The sequence below is a fragment of the Pseudomonas cyclaminis genome (assembly GCF_015163715.1).
In the GTDB taxonomy this organism is placed as follows: domain Bacteria; phylum Pseudomonadota; class Gammaproteobacteria; order Pseudomonadales; family Pseudomonadaceae; genus Aquipseudomonas; species Aquipseudomonas cyclaminis.
This window is the reverse complement of record NZ_JADDUM010000036.1, coordinates 106,077-122,145: the sequence shown is the minus strand read 5'-3', so window position 1 is coordinate 122,145 and position 16,069 is coordinate 106,077. Positions and strand designations below refer to the sequence as shown.

17 protein-coding genes are annotated in these 16,069 nt (G+C 61.7%); 4 read left to right on the top strand and 13 right to left on the bottom strand.

All coding sequences use genetic code 11. From position 1 onward, the window contains the following. Window positions 1-38: 38 nt before the first annotated feature. The 6 genes from IQK56_RS06165 to exbB form a co-directional block, all read right to left on the bottom strand. Window positions 39-1,439, bottom strand: coding sequence for an aminoacyl-tRNA deacylase and HDOD domain-containing protein (locus IQK56_RS06165; protein WP_122307009.1), 1,401 nt, complete (start codon window positions 1,437-1,439; stop codon window positions 39-41). Window positions 1,440-1,516: 77 nt separating this feature from the next. Further along, window positions 1,517-3,592: an ATP-dependent DNA helicase RecG gene (recG, locus tag IQK56_RS06160; RefSeq protein ID WP_122307017.1), complete on the bottom strand. Its 2,076-nt coding sequence runs from the start codon at window positions 3,590-3,592 to the stop codon at window positions 1,517-1,519. 8 nt (window positions 3,593-3,600) lie between these two features. Beyond that, window positions 3,601-4,521, bottom strand: coding sequence for a hydrogen peroxide-inducible genes activator (locus tag IQK56_RS06155; protein WP_003213305.1), 921 nt, complete (start codon window positions 4,519-4,521; stop codon window positions 3,601-3,603). A gap of 142 nt (window positions 4,522-4,663) precedes the next feature. Further along, complete coding sequence (locus IQK56_RS06150; RefSeq protein WP_122307011.1) at window positions 4,664-5,413, bottom strand: TonB family protein; 750 nt, start codon at window positions 5,411-5,413, stop codon at window positions 4,664-4,666. Beyond that, window positions 5,410-5,835, bottom strand: a complete 426-nt coding sequence (gene exbD / locus IQK56_RS06145; protein ID WP_032884416.1) for a TonB system transport protein ExbD — start codon at window positions 5,833-5,835, stop codon at window positions 5,410-5,412. The genes IQK56_RS06150 and exbD overlap by 4 nt, the downstream gene beginning before the upstream one ends. A gap of 6 nt (window positions 5,836-5,841) precedes the next feature. Then, a complete protein-coding gene (exbB, locus tag IQK56_RS06140; protein ID WP_193863523.1) occupies window positions 5,842-6,810 on the bottom strand; it encodes a tonB-system energizer ExbB in 969 nt (322 codons plus the stop codon). Between the two features lie 188 nt (window positions 6,811-6,998). Between exbB and IQK56_RS06135 the strand changes: the two genes are divergently transcribed. Next, complete coding sequence (locus IQK56_RS06135) at window positions 6,999-7,856, top strand: SDR family oxidoreductase (RefSeq protein WP_150674502.1); 858 nt, start codon at window positions 6,999-7,001, stop codon at window positions 7,854-7,856. A gap of 28 nt (window positions 7,857-7,884) precedes the next feature. On the opposite strand, the gene IQK56_RS06130 is transcribed toward IQK56_RS06135, so the two are convergent. The 6 genes from IQK56_RS06130 to IQK56_RS06105 form a co-directional block, all read right to left on the bottom strand. Further along, the gene (locus IQK56_RS06130) at window positions 7,885-8,628 is read right to left on the bottom strand and encodes a hypothetical protein (RefSeq protein ID WP_150674501.1); all 744 of its coding nucleotides are present in this window, start codon (window positions 8,626-8,628) and stop codon (window positions 7,885-7,887) included. Window positions 8,629-8,684: 56 nt separating this feature from the next. Beyond that, window positions 8,685-9,065 (bottom strand): RidA family protein, encoded by a 381-nt coding sequence (locus IQK56_RS06125; RefSeq protein WP_003176922.1) that lies wholly within the window; start codon window positions 9,063-9,065, stop codon window positions 8,685-8,687. 25 nt (window positions 9,066-9,090) lie between these two features. Next, window positions 9,091-11,196: a bifunctional GTP diphosphokinase/guanosine-3',5'-bis pyrophosphate 3'-pyrophosphohydrolase gene (gene spoT, locus IQK56_RS06120; RefSeq protein WP_032884411.1), complete on the bottom strand. Its 2,106-nt coding sequence runs from the start codon at window positions 11,194-11,196 to the stop codon at window positions 9,091-9,093. A gap of 60 nt (window positions 11,197-11,256) precedes the next feature. Continuing rightward, complete coding sequence (gene rpoZ / locus IQK56_RS06115) at window positions 11,257-11,520, bottom strand: DNA-directed RNA polymerase subunit omega (RefSeq protein WP_017735757.1); 264 nt, start codon at window positions 11,518-11,520, stop codon at window positions 11,257-11,259. Window positions 11,521-11,687: 167 nt separating this feature from the next. Beyond that, window positions 11,688-12,308, bottom strand: a complete 621-nt coding sequence (gene gmk, locus IQK56_RS06110; RefSeq protein ID WP_092355860.1) for a guanylate kinase — start codon at window positions 12,306-12,308, stop codon at window positions 11,688-11,690. Window positions 12,309-12,318: 10 nt separating this feature from the next. After that, complete coding sequence (locus IQK56_RS06105; protein WP_122307916.1) at window positions 12,319-13,182, bottom strand: YicC/YloC family endoribonuclease; 864 nt, start codon at window positions 13,180-13,182, stop codon at window positions 12,319-12,321. A 198-nt stretch (window positions 13,183-13,380) separates the two neighbouring features. Here IQK56_RS06105 and rph point away from each other — a divergent pair, with 198 nt between their 5' ends. Continuing rightward, a complete protein-coding gene (rph, locus tag IQK56_RS06100) occupies window positions 13,381-14,103 on the top strand; it encodes a ribonuclease PH (RefSeq protein ID WP_003213280.1) in 723 nt (240 codons plus the stop codon). Between the two features lie 22 nt (window positions 14,104-14,125). Further along, the gene (locus IQK56_RS06095) at window positions 14,126-14,494 is read left to right on the top strand and encodes a DUF4870 domain-containing protein (protein ID WP_032884406.1); all 369 of its coding nucleotides are present in this window, start codon (window positions 14,126-14,128) and stop codon (window positions 14,492-14,494) included. Between the two features lie 58 nt (window positions 14,495-14,552). Here the strand turns inward: IQK56_RS06095 and IQK56_RS06090 are convergent, their stop codons facing one another. After that, window positions 14,553-15,332 carry an exodeoxyribonuclease III gene (locus IQK56_RS06090; protein ID WP_003195493.1) on the bottom strand — a complete coding sequence of 260 codons (780 nt, stop codon included), beginning with the start codon at window positions 15,330-15,332 and terminating at the stop codon, window positions 14,553-14,555. Window positions 15,333-15,414: 82 nt separating this feature from the next. Here IQK56_RS06090 and pyrE point away from each other — a divergent pair, with 82 nt between their 5' ends. Then, on the top strand, window positions 15,415-16,062 hold the full coding sequence (gene pyrE, locus IQK56_RS06085) for an orotate phosphoribosyltransferase (RefSeq protein WP_193863524.1): 648 nt from the start codon (window positions 15,415-15,417) through the stop codon (window positions 16,060-16,062). Window positions 16,063-16,069: the final 7 nt, after the last annotated feature.

Sequence of the window (16,069 nt, the reverse complement as noted above, 5' to 3'; positions counted from 1 at the left end):
GGGGCTTGCCCCCGATAGCTATCTGACAGGCGCCAGATTCAGCCCTGACTGAACTGCGACGCCAGCTCACGCAACAGCACCTCGGCATCCAGCACCTTGCCGACCACCTCCTCAGCCTTGTCGCGGCTCAGGCCCAGGCGCTCCAGCAGCGCATCCGGAATGGCCTCGTCCGGCCCGGAGCCAATCCCCCGGCTGCGCAACAAACGCACCGCCAGACACACCAGGTTCGGGTATTCAGCGTATTGGCCGTCGTAGGTCGGATCGTGCTGGAAGCGCAGGGCGGTGGACAGTTCGTCCGGCATGTCCCAGTAGCGCATCAGCCAGGCGCCGATCTGCTCGCGGCTGATGCCCAGCAGATGTTGTTCCACGTAGCTGTGGCACAGGTGCGGGTTGACCTCCAGATGACGGCAGATCAGCGAGAAGTGCGGCGGGAATACGTGAGCCAGCAGCAGGTAGCCGAAGTTGTGCAGCAGGCCGGCCAGGTAGGTCAGGCCCGCTTCGGGACGCTGGGCGCGGGGCATGGCGCGGGTCAGGCCTTCGATCACGGCGGCGGTGTAGATCGACTGGTGCCAGTATGGCGTGGCCTGGTGCGGGTGGTCCTTGGGCAGGCTCAAGGTCTTGCCGAGGGCCAGGCCCAGCGCGAGGTTGATCACCAGGTCAAAGCCCAGCACGCGCACGATGGCATCTTCCACCGAGCGGATCTTGCCGGGTGACGCGTAGTACGGCGACGCCGCCCAACTGACCACTTGGGCGGCCAGGGCCGGGTCGGTCTCGACCACGCCGGTGATGTCGTCGATGGTGGCGTTGGGGTCGACGCGCAGCTTGATGATCTTCTGCGCGGTGTCGGCCAGCGGTGGAATCTCGATGGTCGCTTCCAGGCGTTGCTGGATGCGGCGGGCGGTGAACGCCTGCATGGCCTGGGTGATTTCCTCGCGGTCATCATTGGGGCGGTCGAGGTTCGGGCGGATATTGCTCAGCGGCTCGCCGAAGTGCGCGGCGCTGGCCTTGGTGAGCATGGTCTTGAACGCATCGCTGGCGATTTCCAGCAGCAGCCCGGCCTCGCCCGAATGCACCAGCAGGCTCGGCTCGTCGAGCAGGCTGCCTTCGTACAAACACGGCGAACTGGTGAGTGCCGGCAGGCCCGGCAGCAGGCTCAGCTCATGCTTGTCCAGCATGCGTTTGACGCGATCCGGCGACACAGCGATGAGGCGGCGACCGGTGAGTTCGGTGAGGCGGTTGAGGTCGAGCAACTGGTTCTGGGGGAACAGCACCATCAGTGCGCCCACGGCGTCTTCCAGCAGCACGGCCTGCACCTTGCGCGCAGGATTCAGGCCAGGGTGTTCTGCAACTTCCGTGTAGGGGATGGCGAGTTTTGCGAGCAGAGCCCGAATGACCGGCGGGGCGGTCAGTGGGGCTGTGGCGAGGGCAACTTCTGACATGGCCTGATCCAATTACGTACAGTCACCGAAGTATAACCAGCTTGATACACCTGTAGGTCGCTTAAGTGAGTCAGGCGTCACACTTGGCCGTATTGCTGCCCATGGCGCAGCCAGCGATCGAGCAGCGGGCTGACGTGATCCGGCCAGCGTTCCATCAGGGCTTGCGCCGCATCGCGCACGGCGGGGAGCAGGTCGGCGTCGCGCATCAGGTCGGCGACCTTGAATTGCAGCAGGCCGGTCTGGCGGGTGCCGAGCATTTCGCCGGGGCCGCGCAGTTCGAGGTCTTTTTCGGCGATGACAAACCCGTCGTTGGTCTCGCGCATGATGCCCAGGCGCTGGCGACCGATCTGCGACAGCGGCGGGTGGTACAGCAATACGCAGTGACTGGCGGCGCTGCCCCGACCGACGCGGCCGCGCAGTTGGTGCAGTTGCGCCAGGCCCAGGCGCTCGGGGTTTTCAATGATCATCAGGCTGGCGTTAGGCACGTCCACGCCGACTTCGATCACCGTGGTGGCCACCAGCAGTTGCAGGTTGCCGGCCTTGAATTCGGCCATCACGGCGGCTTTTTCAGCGGGCTTCATGCGCCCGTGGATCAGGCCCACCTTGAGTTCACCCAAGGCGCTGGTGAGGTCTTCGTAGGTGGTTTCGGCAGCCTGGCAGGTGAGTTCTTCGGACTCTTCGATCAGCGTGCACACCCAGTAAGCCTGGCGCCCTTCGGCACAGGCGCCGCGTACCCGCTCGATCACTTCGACACGCCGGGTGTCGGTGACCAGCACGGTGTTGACCGGGGTGCGGCCGGGCGGCAGTTCGTCGAGGATCGAGGTGTCGAGGTCGGCGTAGGCACTCATGGCCAGCGTGCGTGGGATCGGCGTGGCGGTCATGATCAACTGGTGCGGGTTCATACGCCCGCCCACGCCTTTCTGGCGCAGGGCCAGGCGCTGCTGCACGCCGAAGCGGTGTTGTTCGTCGATGATCACCAGGGCCAGGTTCTTGAACTTCACTTCGTCCTGAAACAGCGCGTGGGTGCCCACCACCATCGGGGCGCCGCCGGCGATCTGCTCCAGGGACGCTGCACGGTTCTTGCCCTTGAGCTTGCCGGCCAGCCACGCCACTTCCAGGCCCAGGGGTTCGAGCCAGCGCTTGAAGGTGATGAAGTGCTGCTCGGCGAGGATCTCGGTGGGTGCCATCAGCGCCACCTGGTAACCGGCTTCCAGTGCTTGCAGGGCGGCGAGGGCGGCGACCACGGTCTTGCCCGCGCCCACATCGCCCTGGATCAACCGGAGCATGGGTTCGTTCTGGCTGAGGTCGTAGGCGATTTCATTGCCGACGCGTTGCTGGGCACCGGTTGGCGCAAAGCCGAGGTTGGCCAGGTACTGCGCAGGCAGGCGCGTGGCCTTGGGCATCGCCGGGGCGCGCAGGGAACGCATGCTTTCGCGCAGGCGTTGCTGGGACAGTTGGTGCGTGAGCAGTTCTTCGAAGGCCAGGCGGTGCTGGGCCCAGTGATGACCGAGGGCCAGCTCGTCGACATCGGCGTCAGCCGGTGGGTGATGCAAGTAGCGAATCGCATCGTCCAGCGGCGCCAATTGATAGTCGCGGGCCAGTTCCAGCGGCAGCCAGTCGGGCAGGCTTTTGGGGCCGAGCATCGTCAGGGTCTGCGTGCACAGTTGGCGCAGGCGTTGCTGGGTGAGGCCTTCGGTGAGCGGGTAGATGGGCGTGAGGGTGGTGTCCACCGGCGGCGGCTCGTCGCCGGTAATCGCGCGGTATTCCGGGTGGTAAATCTCCAGGCCTGAGGCGCCTGGCCGGGCTTCGCCATAGCAGCGCACGCGGGTGCCGCGCTTGAGGCCTTCCTTCTGCGCGTTGCTGAAATGGTAGAAGCGCAGGCTCAGGCCGCCGGTGCCGTCCTGCAGGCGCACGACCAGGCTGCGGCGCTTGCCCATGACCACGTCGGCGCCGCTGACGGTGCCTTCGACTACCGCGTCCTGTCCAGGGCGCAAGTGGCCGATGGGCACCACGCGGGTACGGTCCTGATAACGCAGGGGCAGGTGAAACAATACGTCCTGGAGGTTTTCCAGGCCGACCTTGGCCAGCTTCTCGGCCATGGCTTCACCGACACCCTTGAGTGCCGTCACCGACACCTGCGACAGCTCTGTCATACCCTTGCTTAGCTCGCAGCAGGCGGCTTGGCCACCGAACACAGGCGGATCGAGTCGGCGAGGATCTCAATCGCTTTAGGCCGTGGGAAGCTCGCGCGCCAGGCGATTGCCACCGTGCGGAACGGCACCGGCGGTGTGAGCGGGCGCACTGCAATCACGCCGGGTGCGTAGTGATGGCTGTCCACCGCCGACAACGGCAGGATCGAAATGCCCAGGCCGGACGCAACCATGTGGCGAATGGTTTCCAGGGAGCTGGATTCCACGGTGGTGTGCTTGGCGCCGTCGTTGCCTTTGGTCAGCGTCGGGCAGGCTTCCAGCACCTGGTCGCGGAAGCAGTGGCCTTCGCCGAGCAGCAACAGGCTCTTGTCGTTGAGCAGGCCGGCGTCGATGGTGTCTTTCTGCGTCCACGGGTGGGAGGCGGGCATGAGCACATAGAACGGCTCGTCGTAGAGCGGCAGCGTCAGCACGTCGGCCTCGTTGAACGGCAGCGCGATGATGATCGCGTCCAGCTCGCCGTTGCGCAGTTTGTCGCGCAGCACGTGGGTGAAGTTCTCTTCGATATACAGCGGCATCTGCGGCGCGACGCGGTGCAGTTGCGGGATCAAGTGCGGGAACAGGTAAGGGCCGACGGTATAGATGGCGCCGACTTTCAGCGGTGCGGTCAGCTGGTTTTTGCCGGCCTGGGCCAGCTCGCGAATGCTTTGCGCTTGTTCCAGGACCTTCTGGGCCTGGGCAACGATGCCTTCGCCCACGGGCGTAAGGCGCACGGCGCTTTTGCTGCGCTCGAAAATCAGCACACCGAGTTCGTCTTCAAGCTTTTTCACGCCCACCGACAGCGTCGGCTGGCTGACGTGGCAACGCTCGGCCGCGTGGCCGAAGTGCTGCTCTTGGGCGAGGGTAACGATGTAGCGTAATTCTGTAAGAGTCATAGCGGGCGTCCATGAGGTTGCGGGCCAAGCATACCGGCTGCAATCGATAGACGCACGTTATCAGAAGTTTGTTGGGGATTGAGCGGGGAATGCGCAGGATTTTGCTGAGTGTGGCAAGGGCTGCCCCTTGCCACAGTCATTTTCAGCGGCGACGTTTCTCGATGTTGTACACGAACGGTGCAACGATCTCGACACTGCCGCTTTTCACCATGTCGGCCGGTGGCTTGGGCAATGGCTGGGCACGACGGATCATGTCCAGGGTTGCACGGTCCAGGTCGGCGTTGCCGGAGCGGCCCACCAACTCGTAGGACAGCACGTTGCCTTCGGCATCGACCACGAAGCGCAAGCGGTTCAGGCCTTCCTTGCCACGCGCCTGGGCGCCTGGCGGGTACTTCTTGTACTTCTGCAGATGCGCCAGCAGCGTGCCTTCCCAGGATGCCTTGGCTGCAATCTGCTGCGGCGACGGGCCTGGAACCGGCTGGGCCGATTTTTCGGCTGGCGCGTTGGTCGGTGGAGCATCGCTCGGCGGATCCTCGGAAGGTTTTTCCTTGGGCGGCTCGATCTTTTTCTCTACCGGCTTGGGCGGCTGAGGTTTTGGCTTGGGCTTGACCGGCTTGGGCACCTGGATCGTTGGCTTGGGTGCCTCGGCCAGCTTCGGCAAAGGCAACTCTTCCACCGGTGCAGGCGGTTGTGGTGGCGTGACCACTTTCGGCGGAGCCGGTGGCGGCGGCGCAGGCATCGGCGCCAGGTCAATGACCATGGCGGCCGGTGGCAACTGCACGGTGTGCGGCGCCGACCAGTGGAGCGCGATAGCAATCGCGACGGCATGCACGCCCAGCACGACGGCGAGGCTGGTGCCATAACGCGTCAGTTTGTGGCGCGTCGTGATCATTTCTTGGCTGCCGTCTCAAGTCCGACCAGGCCTACCTTGAGGTAGCCGGCTGCCCGCAGGGCATCCATCACGCTCATCAGGTCGCCGTAGTCCACGCCCTTGTCGGCCTGGAAGAAGATCGTCGTGTCTTTCTTGCCTTGGGTCTTGGCGTCGAGCACCTGGCCCAGGGTTTCAGCTTTGACTTCTTCTTCGCCCAGGAACAGGCGTTGGTCTGCCTTGACGCTGAGGAACACCGGTTTCTCAGGCCGCGGCGCAGGCTTGGCGCTGGACGCGGGCAGATCGACCTTGATATCCACGGTGGCCAAGGGCGCGGCCACCATGAAGATGATCAGCAGTACCAGCATGACGTCGATAAACGGCGTGACGTTGATTTCGTGGTTCTCGACGAGTTCATCGTCGCCTTGATTCAAATGCAGGCCCATGGCCGATTACCCCACTTTCACCATGTGCGGTTGCGAGCTGCGCTCGGTAGGCAGGTGATCGAGGTCGCGGCTGACCAGCAGCAGGACTTCTGCCGACGCGTCCGATACCTGGGCTTTGTAGCCGGCAATCGAACGGGCGAAGACGTTGTAGATCACCACCGCAGGAATTGCCGCAACCAGGCCCAGGGCGGTTGCCAGCAGGGCTTCGGCGATGCCTGGGGCAACGACGGCGAGGTTGGTGGTCTGGGTTTTGGCGATGCCGATAAAGCTGTTCATGATGCCCCACACGGTGCCGAACAGGCCGACGAACGGTGCGGTGGAACCGATGGTGGCCAGGACGCCGGTGCCGCTGCTCATGTTACGGCCACAGGCTGCAACCAGGCGCTCAAGGCGGAATGCAACGCGCTCCTTGATGCCTTCTTTTTCGCGGGTATTGGCCGACAGGCGCATTTCTTCCAGCGCATCGTGCACCAGGGTGTTGGCCAGGGTGCCCTTCTTGGTCGCGCTTTCGCTGGCTTCCTTGAGGGTGGTGGCTTTTTTCAGGTGGACGATTTCAGTACGCAGACGACGCTTGGCACCCAGCAGCTCGAAGCCTTTGGCGATCCAGATGGTCCAGGTGATGATCGAGGCGATGGCCAGGCCGATCATCACGGCTTTCACCACGACGTCTGCGTTCTGATACATACCCCATGGGGACAGGTCGTGGGCCATGCCCAGCGTGTTGTCTTCTTCCAGTACTACGCCGGTTTCGTCGGCGCCAGCAGGATCTGCAGCCAGGGTCGGGTCGGTGGCGGCTGGCGTAGCAGCGGGAGCGGCCGGGGCTGCAAGGTTGTGCTCGGCGGCAGCCGGGGTGGCTGGGGCGGTGGCATCAGCGAATGCGGCGGTCGGTGCCAGCAATACGCTGAACACCAGCGCTGCAATCGCGCGCCAGGCGCGGGACGGGGTTGGCGAAGCGGGGGTTGTATTACGTGTCATGCTGGCCGGACCTGAGAGGAAAAATGAGTGATCGTCCTACCAGACCCTAAACGGCCGAGGACAAATGGGTGGTCATTATTGCAAGTAATTCTTGTTAACAGAAGTAATACAGTAACTTTATTTGTGCTTTTTCTGGCCGCTGGTCAGCCGAGAAGGCTAATCTAGACCTTTGAGAATGGAGTTTTGTGATGTCTGCACCTTCTGTTGTGATTGCCGGATGCGGCGATGTGGGTAGTCGCCTGGCTAGCCAATTGCTGGCCTCGGAATGGGAGGTTCATGGCCTGCGCCGCGATATTTCGCGTCTGCCCGATGGCGTGATCGGCATAGCCGGCGACCTGTTCAATAAGGATTGCCCCGACACCTGGCCCATCGGCGGGGTGGATTACCTGGTGTATTGCGCTGCCGCGACGGATCACGACGAAGCCGGTTATCGCGCCGCTTACGTACAAGGACTGAAACATGTGTTGGAGTGGCTGGGTGATTACGGCCAAGAGCCGAAGCACCTGCTGTTTGTATCCAGCAGCAGTGTGTACGGACAACAGAATGGCGAGTGGGTCGACGAAACGTCGCAGACTCAAGCGAAGGGGTATTCCGGGCAGGTGATGCTGGAGGCTGAGCAGGTCGCGCTCAATAGCGGCATCCCAGCCAGCATTGTGCGCCTGACCGGCATTTATGGCCCCGGCCGCGAGTGGCTGCTGACCCAGGTTCGCCAAGGCTATCGCGTAGCAATCGACCCACCTTTATATGGCAACCGCATTCACGCGGATGATGCCGCGGGCTTGCTGGCGTTTTTGTTGCGTCATGTGGAAAAGGGCGGGTCGTTGGACAGCGTCTACATCGGTGTCGACGATGCGCCTGCGCCACTGGCCGAAGTGGTGGACTGGTTGCGCGAGTACCTGGGTGTGACCGAATGGTCCGAAGACGCCAGTGTGCGGCGTGCGGGCAGCAAGCAGTGCAGCAATGCCCGGATCAAGGCATTGGGGTGGACACCGACCTATCCAAGTTTTCGCGAGGGTTATGCCGCAATCCTTGAAGGGAAGCGCTAACTGAAAAAGGAGCCCGAGGGCTCCTTTTTTACGGTTTTTCCAGCAGCCACTGCCGTGGCCCAGGTGTAAACGAAGGCACTTCGTCGGCCTGTGCGGTGTTGACTGCCTGGAAGATTTCCAGCTGTTTGCCTTTGCGGGCAAAAATCCATGGATTGCCTACGCCGTTGAGTTGCAGCCACATACTGTCGTAGCCGCCGCTCATTGACGCGCAATCACCTGCCAGGCACAGCGAGTACCGGTCGACGCCCGGTAAGCCTGCGACTTTGCCGTCAGCCTGAAACTGCACCGTGGCGCCGTTGCCGAAGCCGTCAGTGATTTTCCAGTCGCCGCCCATATAGGCCGCATACAGTGCGCGTTCGAAGTTCGCGCCCAGTGGCGCACCTTCAGGGGCGGGGTCTTTGGCGCGGGCAAATAGCTGTTCTGGCTCGTTGTCGTTGGCCACTTGCAGCAGTTGCTTGCCTTTGCGCTTGAGTTCAGTGGCGGAGCTGCCGTAGAAATCCACGCTCCAGGCACCGGACTGCTCGCCGAGCAGCTTGCCTTCGGCAACTTCAAAACCGTTGTAGTAGCGCGCCTGCGCAGCCTTGGAATTGACCTCCCATTCGAGGTTCGGCCCAAAGCTCTGGAGCGCTTCACGCAAAGGGCCGCCCTTGGCTGCCGCATCGATGGCGACCTGGTTGATCCAGGTGCCGCTCACATCCAGGTCGGCCGGGTTGCTGGCACAGCCGCCGAGCATCAGGGCGAGCAACGAAGTGGCTACAAGCGCTTTGCGCATCATGAAATCCTTTTAAAACGAAGTCGGCGCGGCCTGTGAAGGCTGCGCCGGGTGTTTTACTCGATGACCAGGATCGCGTCCATCTCAACCTGTGCGCCCTTTGGCAGAGCAGCAACGCCGATGGCGGCGCGGGCTGGGTAAGGCTGTTCGAAGTATTTGCCCATGATCTCGTTGACCTTGGCGAAGTGGCTCAGGTCGGTGAGGAAGATGTTCAGCTTGACGATGTCCTTGAACGAACCGCCCGCCGCTTCGGCTACAGACTTGAGGTTTTCGAAAACCTGCACGGTCTGTGCTTCGAAGCCTTCCACCAGTTCCATGGTCTTCGGGTCCAGCGGGATCTGGCCGGACATGTAGACAGTGTTGCCTGCCTTGATCGCCTGGGAATAAGTGCCGATGGCCGCCGGGGCCTTGTCGCTGGTGATAACAGTCTTGGTCATGAATGACTCCTTGTAAGAGGGTGGGTTATGCACGCATGCGGGTGATGCGGATCACACCGGTCAAGGCGCGCAGCTTCTTGATCACGCGGGCCAGGTGCACGCGGTCGTGAACGCTGACCACCAGTTGGACCACGCTGATGCGACCATCGCGTTCGTCCATGCTGATTTTTTCGATATTGCCGTCGGCCGCGTTGACGCTGCTGGCCAGCAGGGCGATCAGGCCGCGCTGGTGTTCCAGCTCCACGCGCAGCTCGACGTTGAATTCGCCGGTGACATCCTTGGCCCAAGAGAGCTGGATGCATTTTTCCGGGTTGTGACGGATTTCGGTGATGTTGCGGCAGTTGTCCAGGTGCACGACCATGCCTTTGCCTGCGGACAGGTGGCCGACAATCGGATCGCCCGGGATCGGCGTGCAGCACTTGGCATAGCTGAGCACCAGGCCCTCGGTACCGCGAATCGCCAGCGGGCCTTCGGGGCTTGGCAACTGCTCGCCTTCGCCCAGCAGCCGGCGAGCGACCACGTAGGCCATGCGGTTGCCCAGGCCGATATCTTCCAGCAGGTCCTCGACGGTTTCCTGGCGATACTCGTGGAGCATCGCTTGCACGCGCTCCTGTGGGATCTTGTCCAGGGCGCTGTCGAAGCCGTTGAGTACCTTGTTCAGCAGGCGTTCGCCGAGGCTGATGGACTCGGAGCGACGCTGCAGTTTCAGGGCGTGACGAATGTGCGTGCGCGCCTTGCCGGTCACTACGAAGTTGAGCCATGCCGGGTTCGGGCGTGCGCCCGGCGCGCTGACGATCTCCACGGTGGAGCCGCTTTGCAGCGGCTCAGACAGTGGGGCCAGGCGCCGGTTGATCCGGCAGGCGATGCAGCTGTTGCCCACGTCGGTGTGCACCGCGTAAGCGAAGTCGACCGCCGTGGAGCCTTTGGGCAGCTCCATGATCCGGCCTTTGGGCGTGAACACGTAGACCTCGTCCGGGAACAGGTCGATCTTCACGCTCTCAATGAATTCCAGGGAGTTGCCGGCACGTTGCTGCATTTCCAGCACGCCTTTGACCCACTGACGGGCACGGGCATGGGTGCCTTTCGGTTGCTCGTCGCCGCTGGACTTGTACAGCCAGTGGGCGGCGATGCCGTTGTTGGCCATCTCTTCCATTTCGCGGGTGCGGATCTGGATCTCGATCGGCACGCCGTGCATACCGAACAGCGTGGTATGCAGTGACTGATAGCCGTTGGCCTTGGGAATCGCGATGTAGTCCTTGAAGCGGCCTGGCAGGGGCTTGTACAAATTATGTACAGCACCCAACACGCGGTAGCAGGTATCGACCTTGTCGACGATGATCCGGAACGCGTACACGTCCATGATTTCGTTAAAGGCCCGACGCTTGCCGCGCATCTTCTTGTAGATGCCGTAGATGTGCTTCTGTCTACCGCTGACCTCGCCCTCAATCTCGTCGATCGCCAGGCAGTGGCTTAGCGACTCTTCGATCTTGTTGACGATTTCCTTGCGATTGCCACGGGCGCGTTTGACCGCCTGGTAGATGCGCGCCGACCGCATCGGGTGCATGGCCTTGAAGCCGAGGTCTTCGAACTCGATACGAATGGCGTGCATACCCAGCCGGTTGGCAATGGGCGCGTAGATTTCCAGGGTTTCCTTGGCGATGCGCCGGCGTTTTTCGCCGGACAGCACTTCCAGCGTGCGCATGTTGTGCAGCCGGTCGGCCAGCTTGACCAGGATCACGCGGATATCCCTGGCCATGGCCATGGCCATCTTCTGGAAGTTTTCAGCCTGGGCTTCGGCCTTGGTCTCGAAGTTCATCTGGGTCAGTTTGCTGACCCCATCGACCAGTTCGGCCACGGTTTCGCCAAATTGCGCGCTGAGCGCTTCCTTGGCAATGCCGGTGTCTTCGATCACGTCATGCAGCATCGCGGCCATCAGGCTCTGATGGTCCATGTGCATGTCGGCAAGAATATTTGCCACCGCAAGAGGATGGGTGACGTACGCCTCACCGCTGCGGCGGCGTTGGCCGTCGTGGGCTTGTTCGGCGTAGAAATACGCTCGGCGGACCAGGTTGACCTGGTCGGGACCGAGGTAGGTCGATAAGCGATCGGCGAGGGCGTCTATGCTCGGCAAGATGTGAACTCCTGCCGAAGGCTTTGACCCCGCGCCGTGCTACGTCGACCAGGCATAGGCTTAGACGGCCTCGTTGGACTCGTCCTCGAACGCTGCAAACAGCGGTTCGTCTTCAACGATTTCAGCGTTGGCGATGAACTCGTAGCTCATCAGGCCTTCAGCGATTTCACGCAGGGCTACAACGGTAGGCTTGTCGTTTTCCCACTGGACCAGAGGCTCTTTGCCGCCAGTGGCCAGTTGACGGGCACGCTTGGTAGAGAGCATGACCAGCTCAAAGCGGTTTGCCACGTGGTCTAGGCAGTCTTCAACGGTTACGCGGGCCATGATATTCCTCGGAGCGGATGCAAGATGCGCGCTGCCCGGTTGGGCGAGCGGACTAAACAGTTTAAAAAATCACCAGCGTTTAGGGAAGCGCTGATTTTTCGCAAGCCCTCGCAAAACCGCTGCAAGTGCCAATGTAAAGCCCTTGCAGCGGTTTTGGGAAGCGCTAATCAGCCGAGTAATTCGGCCAGTAACTTACCGAAACGCTGCTGTTGACGCTTTTGCTGGAGCTGATTAGTGCGGAAAATCGCTTTCAGATCATCCAGTGCGTGGGAAAAATCGTCGTTGATGATCAGGTAGTCGTAGTCGACGTAGTGGCTCATTTCGCTGACGGCTTCGCGCATGCGGCCTTCGATGATCTCGTCGCTGTCCTGCCCACGGTTGGTCAGGCGCTGGTGCAAGGCTTCGAGCGAAGGCGGCAGGATGAAGATCGAGCGCGCCTGGGGCATCAGCTTGCGCACTTGCTCGGCGCCCTGCCAGTCGATTTCCAGGATCAGGTCGTGGCCTTCGTCCAGGGTCTGCTGCAGGTGGCTCTGCGAAGTGCCGTAGAGGTTGCCGAACACTTCGGCGCGCTCCAGGAAATCGCCGTGTTCGATCATCTTGACGAACTCGGTGCGTTCGACGAAGTGATAGTGCACGCCGTTCACCTCGCCCGGGCGCATGGCACGGGTGGTGTGGGAGACCGAGATGCGGATCTGCTCGTCAGCGTCGGTCAGGGCCTTGACCAGGCTGCTCTTGCCCGCGCCCGAAGGGGCGGAAATGATGTAAAGGGTGCCGGTGCTGTGGGTCATGAAAGTTGCCTTACTCAATATTCTGTACTTGTTCGCGCATCTGCTCGATCAACACTTTGAGGTTGACCGCAGCCGTAGTGCTGCGCGGGTCAAATGCCTTGGAGCCGAGTGTATTGGCTTCGCGGTTGAGTTCCTGCATCAGGAAGTCCAGGCGCCGACCGGCGGCGCCGCCGGATTTGAGTACGCGGCGCACTTCGAGGATGTGGGTGCTCAGGCGATCCAGTTCTTCGGCGACGTCGCTCTTCTGGGCCAGCAGGACCATTTCCTGCTCCAAACGCGTCGGGTCGAGGTCGGCCTTCATGTCGGTGAAGCGGTCGAGGACCTTCTGGCGCTGGGTGGCGAGCATCTGCGGCACCAGCTCGCGCAAGGTGATCACGTCGGCTTCTATCGAGGTCAGGCGCTCGTTGATGAGGCGGGCCAGTTCGGCACCTTCGCGCTCGCGGCCGGCCTTGAGTTCCTTCAAACCCTGGGTGAACAGGGCGAGGGCTTCGGCGTTGAGGGCTTGCGGGTCGGTGGCATCGGCCACCAGCACGCCTGGCCAGGCCAGCACTTCCAGGGGGTTCAACGCGGCGGGTTGCTTGATCAGCCCGGCGATGGTCTCGGCGGCGGCGACCAGTTGCGCTGCGCGCTCGCGATCCACTTGCAGTGGTTTGCCGGTGGTCTCTTCGGTAAAGCGCAGGGTGCATTCCAGCTTGCCGCGGGAGATGCCCTGGCGCAGGGCTTCACGCACGGCGCCTTCGAGGTCGCGAAATGATTCCGGCAGGCGCAGGTGCGGCTCCAGGTAGCGGCTGTTGACCGAGCGCAGCTCCCAGCTCAGGGTGCCTTGGGCGCCGGCTTTTTCGACGCGGGCGAAGGCGGTCATGCTGTGCACCATGGAGGTACCTCGCGATGCAGTCCCGCAAACACGGGCTGATGGTTAAGAAGGCGCAGGATTGTAGCGCAGTGGGGCGAGCGCGCCCAAACAATGGGCGATAGGCTGTCCATTCGTAACCGGATTTTTTAGCAGTGCCCCGAATCGGCTCGCGGCTCTATAATGCTCGGCAGTTTTTCGTCCTCAGTACAGGTATCCCCTATGAAACGTCCAAGTGGTCGCGCTGCCGATCAGCTCCGCTCGATCCGCATCACCCGCAACTACACCAAACACGCCGAGGGATCTGTACTGGTCGAGTTTGGCGATACCAAGGTGATTTGCACCGTCAGCGTCGAAAACGGCGTGCCGCGCTTCCTCAAGGGCCAGGGCCAGGGTTGGTTGACCGCCGAGTACGGCATGCTGCCGCGTGCCACTGGCGAGCGTAACCAGCGTGAAGCCAGTCGTGGCAAGCAAGGCGGCCGCACCCTGGAAATCCAGCGCCTGATCGGTCGTTCCCTGCGCGCAGCCCTGGACATGTCCAAGCTGGGCGACGTGACCCTGTACGTCGACTGCGACGTGATCCAGGCCGATGGCGGCACCCGTACCGCATCCATCACCGGCGCGATGGTGGCCCTGGTCGACGCACTGAAAGTGATCAAGAAACGTGGCGGCCTGAAAGGCGGCGACCCGCTCAAGCAGATGATCGCTGCTGTATCGGTTGGCATGTACCAGGGTGAGCCTGTGCTGGACCTGGACTACCTGGAAGACTCGGCTGCCGAGACTGACCTGAACGTCGTGATGACCAGCACCGGTGGTTTCATCGAAGTGCAGGGCACCGCAGAAGGCGCGCCATTCCAGCCGGCCGACCTGAATGCAATGCTGGCCCTGGCCCAGAAAGGCATGACCGAAATCTTCGAACTGCAGAACGCCGCACTGGCTGACTAAGCCGCCTTCAAGGAGAAGCGCCATGAGTGACAGTCAATTGCCGGTCCCGGCACCGACCAAGGAAGTTCGCCAGTGGGCGATGTTGTGTCACTTCGCGGCGTTTCTGGGGTTGGTATTCCCCTTTGGCAGCCTGTTGGGGCCGCTGATCGTGTGGCAGATCAAGAAGGATATGGACCCGCTTATCGATGATCAGGGCAAGGAAGCGCTGAATTTCCAAATTACCGTGGCCATCGCCTGGCTGGTCTGCATGGTGCTGGGTTTTGTGGTGATCGGCTTTGTGCTGATGTTGGTGCTGGTGGTTGCAGCGCTGGTGCTGACCATTATTGGTGGCGTCAAAGCCAATAACGGCACGGCTTACCGATACCCGTGGACCTGGCGTCTGGTTAAATAATGATCGCCCACAAAAAAACCGACAGCGATGTCGGTTTTTTTGTGCCTGGAAAAAGACCTTAGATGGTCAGTGTCCAGTCGTAGTCCACGATCAGCGGCGCATGCTGCGAGAAACGTGGTTGGCGTGGCAAGCGTGCGCTGCGAACAAACCGGCGCAGACCTGGGGTCAGCAACTGGTAGTCGAAACGCCAGCCCAGATTAAGCATCTCGGCCTGTTCGTTATCCGGCCACCAGCTGTACTGGTCGCCTTCACGGCTGACTTCACGCAGGGCATCCACATAGCCCATGTTGCCGACAATCTCGTCCATCCAGGCCCGTTCCGGCGCCAGGAAGCCTGGGGATTGCTGGCTGTCGCGCCAGTTCTTGATATCCAGCTTCTGTTGCGCCACGTACAGCGAGCCACAGTAGATGTACTCACGACGTTTACGCCGCTGTTTATCCAGATAACGGGCGAAATCGTCCATTAGCTTGAACTTCTGGTTCAAGTCTTCATCGCCGTTCTGCCCCGAAGGAAGCAGCAAGGTCGCGATGCTGACCTTGTCGAAATCGGCTTGCAGGTAGCGCCCGTAGCGGTCGGCTGTCTCGAAGCCGAGGCCGCTGATGACCGCCTTGGGTTGCAACCGCGAGTACAAAGCCACGCCACCTTGGGTGGGCACTTCGGCATCGCAGGCATAAAGGAAGTAGCCATCCAGTTGGAAGGCTGGGTCGTCCAGTTCAAAGGCGGAGGCGCGGGTGTCCTGCAGGCAGATGACGTCGGCATTCTGAGCTTGCAGCCAACTGAGCAAACCACGCTCGACTGCAGCCTGAATACCATTAACGTTCACACTGATGATCCGCATAAATGGCCCCAAAAATCGCGTGCGTGTATGATACACGCCGTCTACCTAATTAGCTAAATCCGTGGTATCTGAGGCTTTTTTCATGCAGGCGTATCAACGCGATTTCATTCGTTTTGCCATCGATCGCGGCGTTTTGCGCTTCGGTGAGTTCACTCTCAAGTCCGGGCGCACCAGCCCGTACTTCTTCAATGCAGGCTTGTTCAACTCGGGTTCGGCCCTGGCTCAGTTGGGTCGTTTCTATGCGGCAGCCATCGTTGAAAGCGGTATTCCCTTCGACGTGCTGTTTGGCCCGGCCTACAAGGGTATCCCCCTGGCGGCCACAACGGCAGTGGCTTTGGCTGAGCATCACGGGCGGGATCTGCCTTGGTGCTTCAACCGCAAGGAAGCCAAGGCTCACGGCGAAGGCGGCAGTCTGGTGGGCGCGCCGCTGACCGGCGACGTACTGATCATCGACGACGTCATCACCGCCGGCACCGCAATCCGTGAAGTGATGCAGATCATCGCTTCCCAGGACGGCGCCAAGGCTGCTGGCGTGTTGATCGCACTGAACCGCCAGGAGCGCGGCAACGGTGACTTGTCGGCGATCCAGGAAGTGGAGCGCGATTTCGGCATTCCGGTGGTGAGCATCGTGTCGTTGAACCAGGTGTTGCAGTTCCTGGAAGATGATCCGCAGCTCAAGCAGCATTTGCCGGCGGTGCGTGCGTACCGCGAGCAATTCGGCGTTCAATAACCGCCAT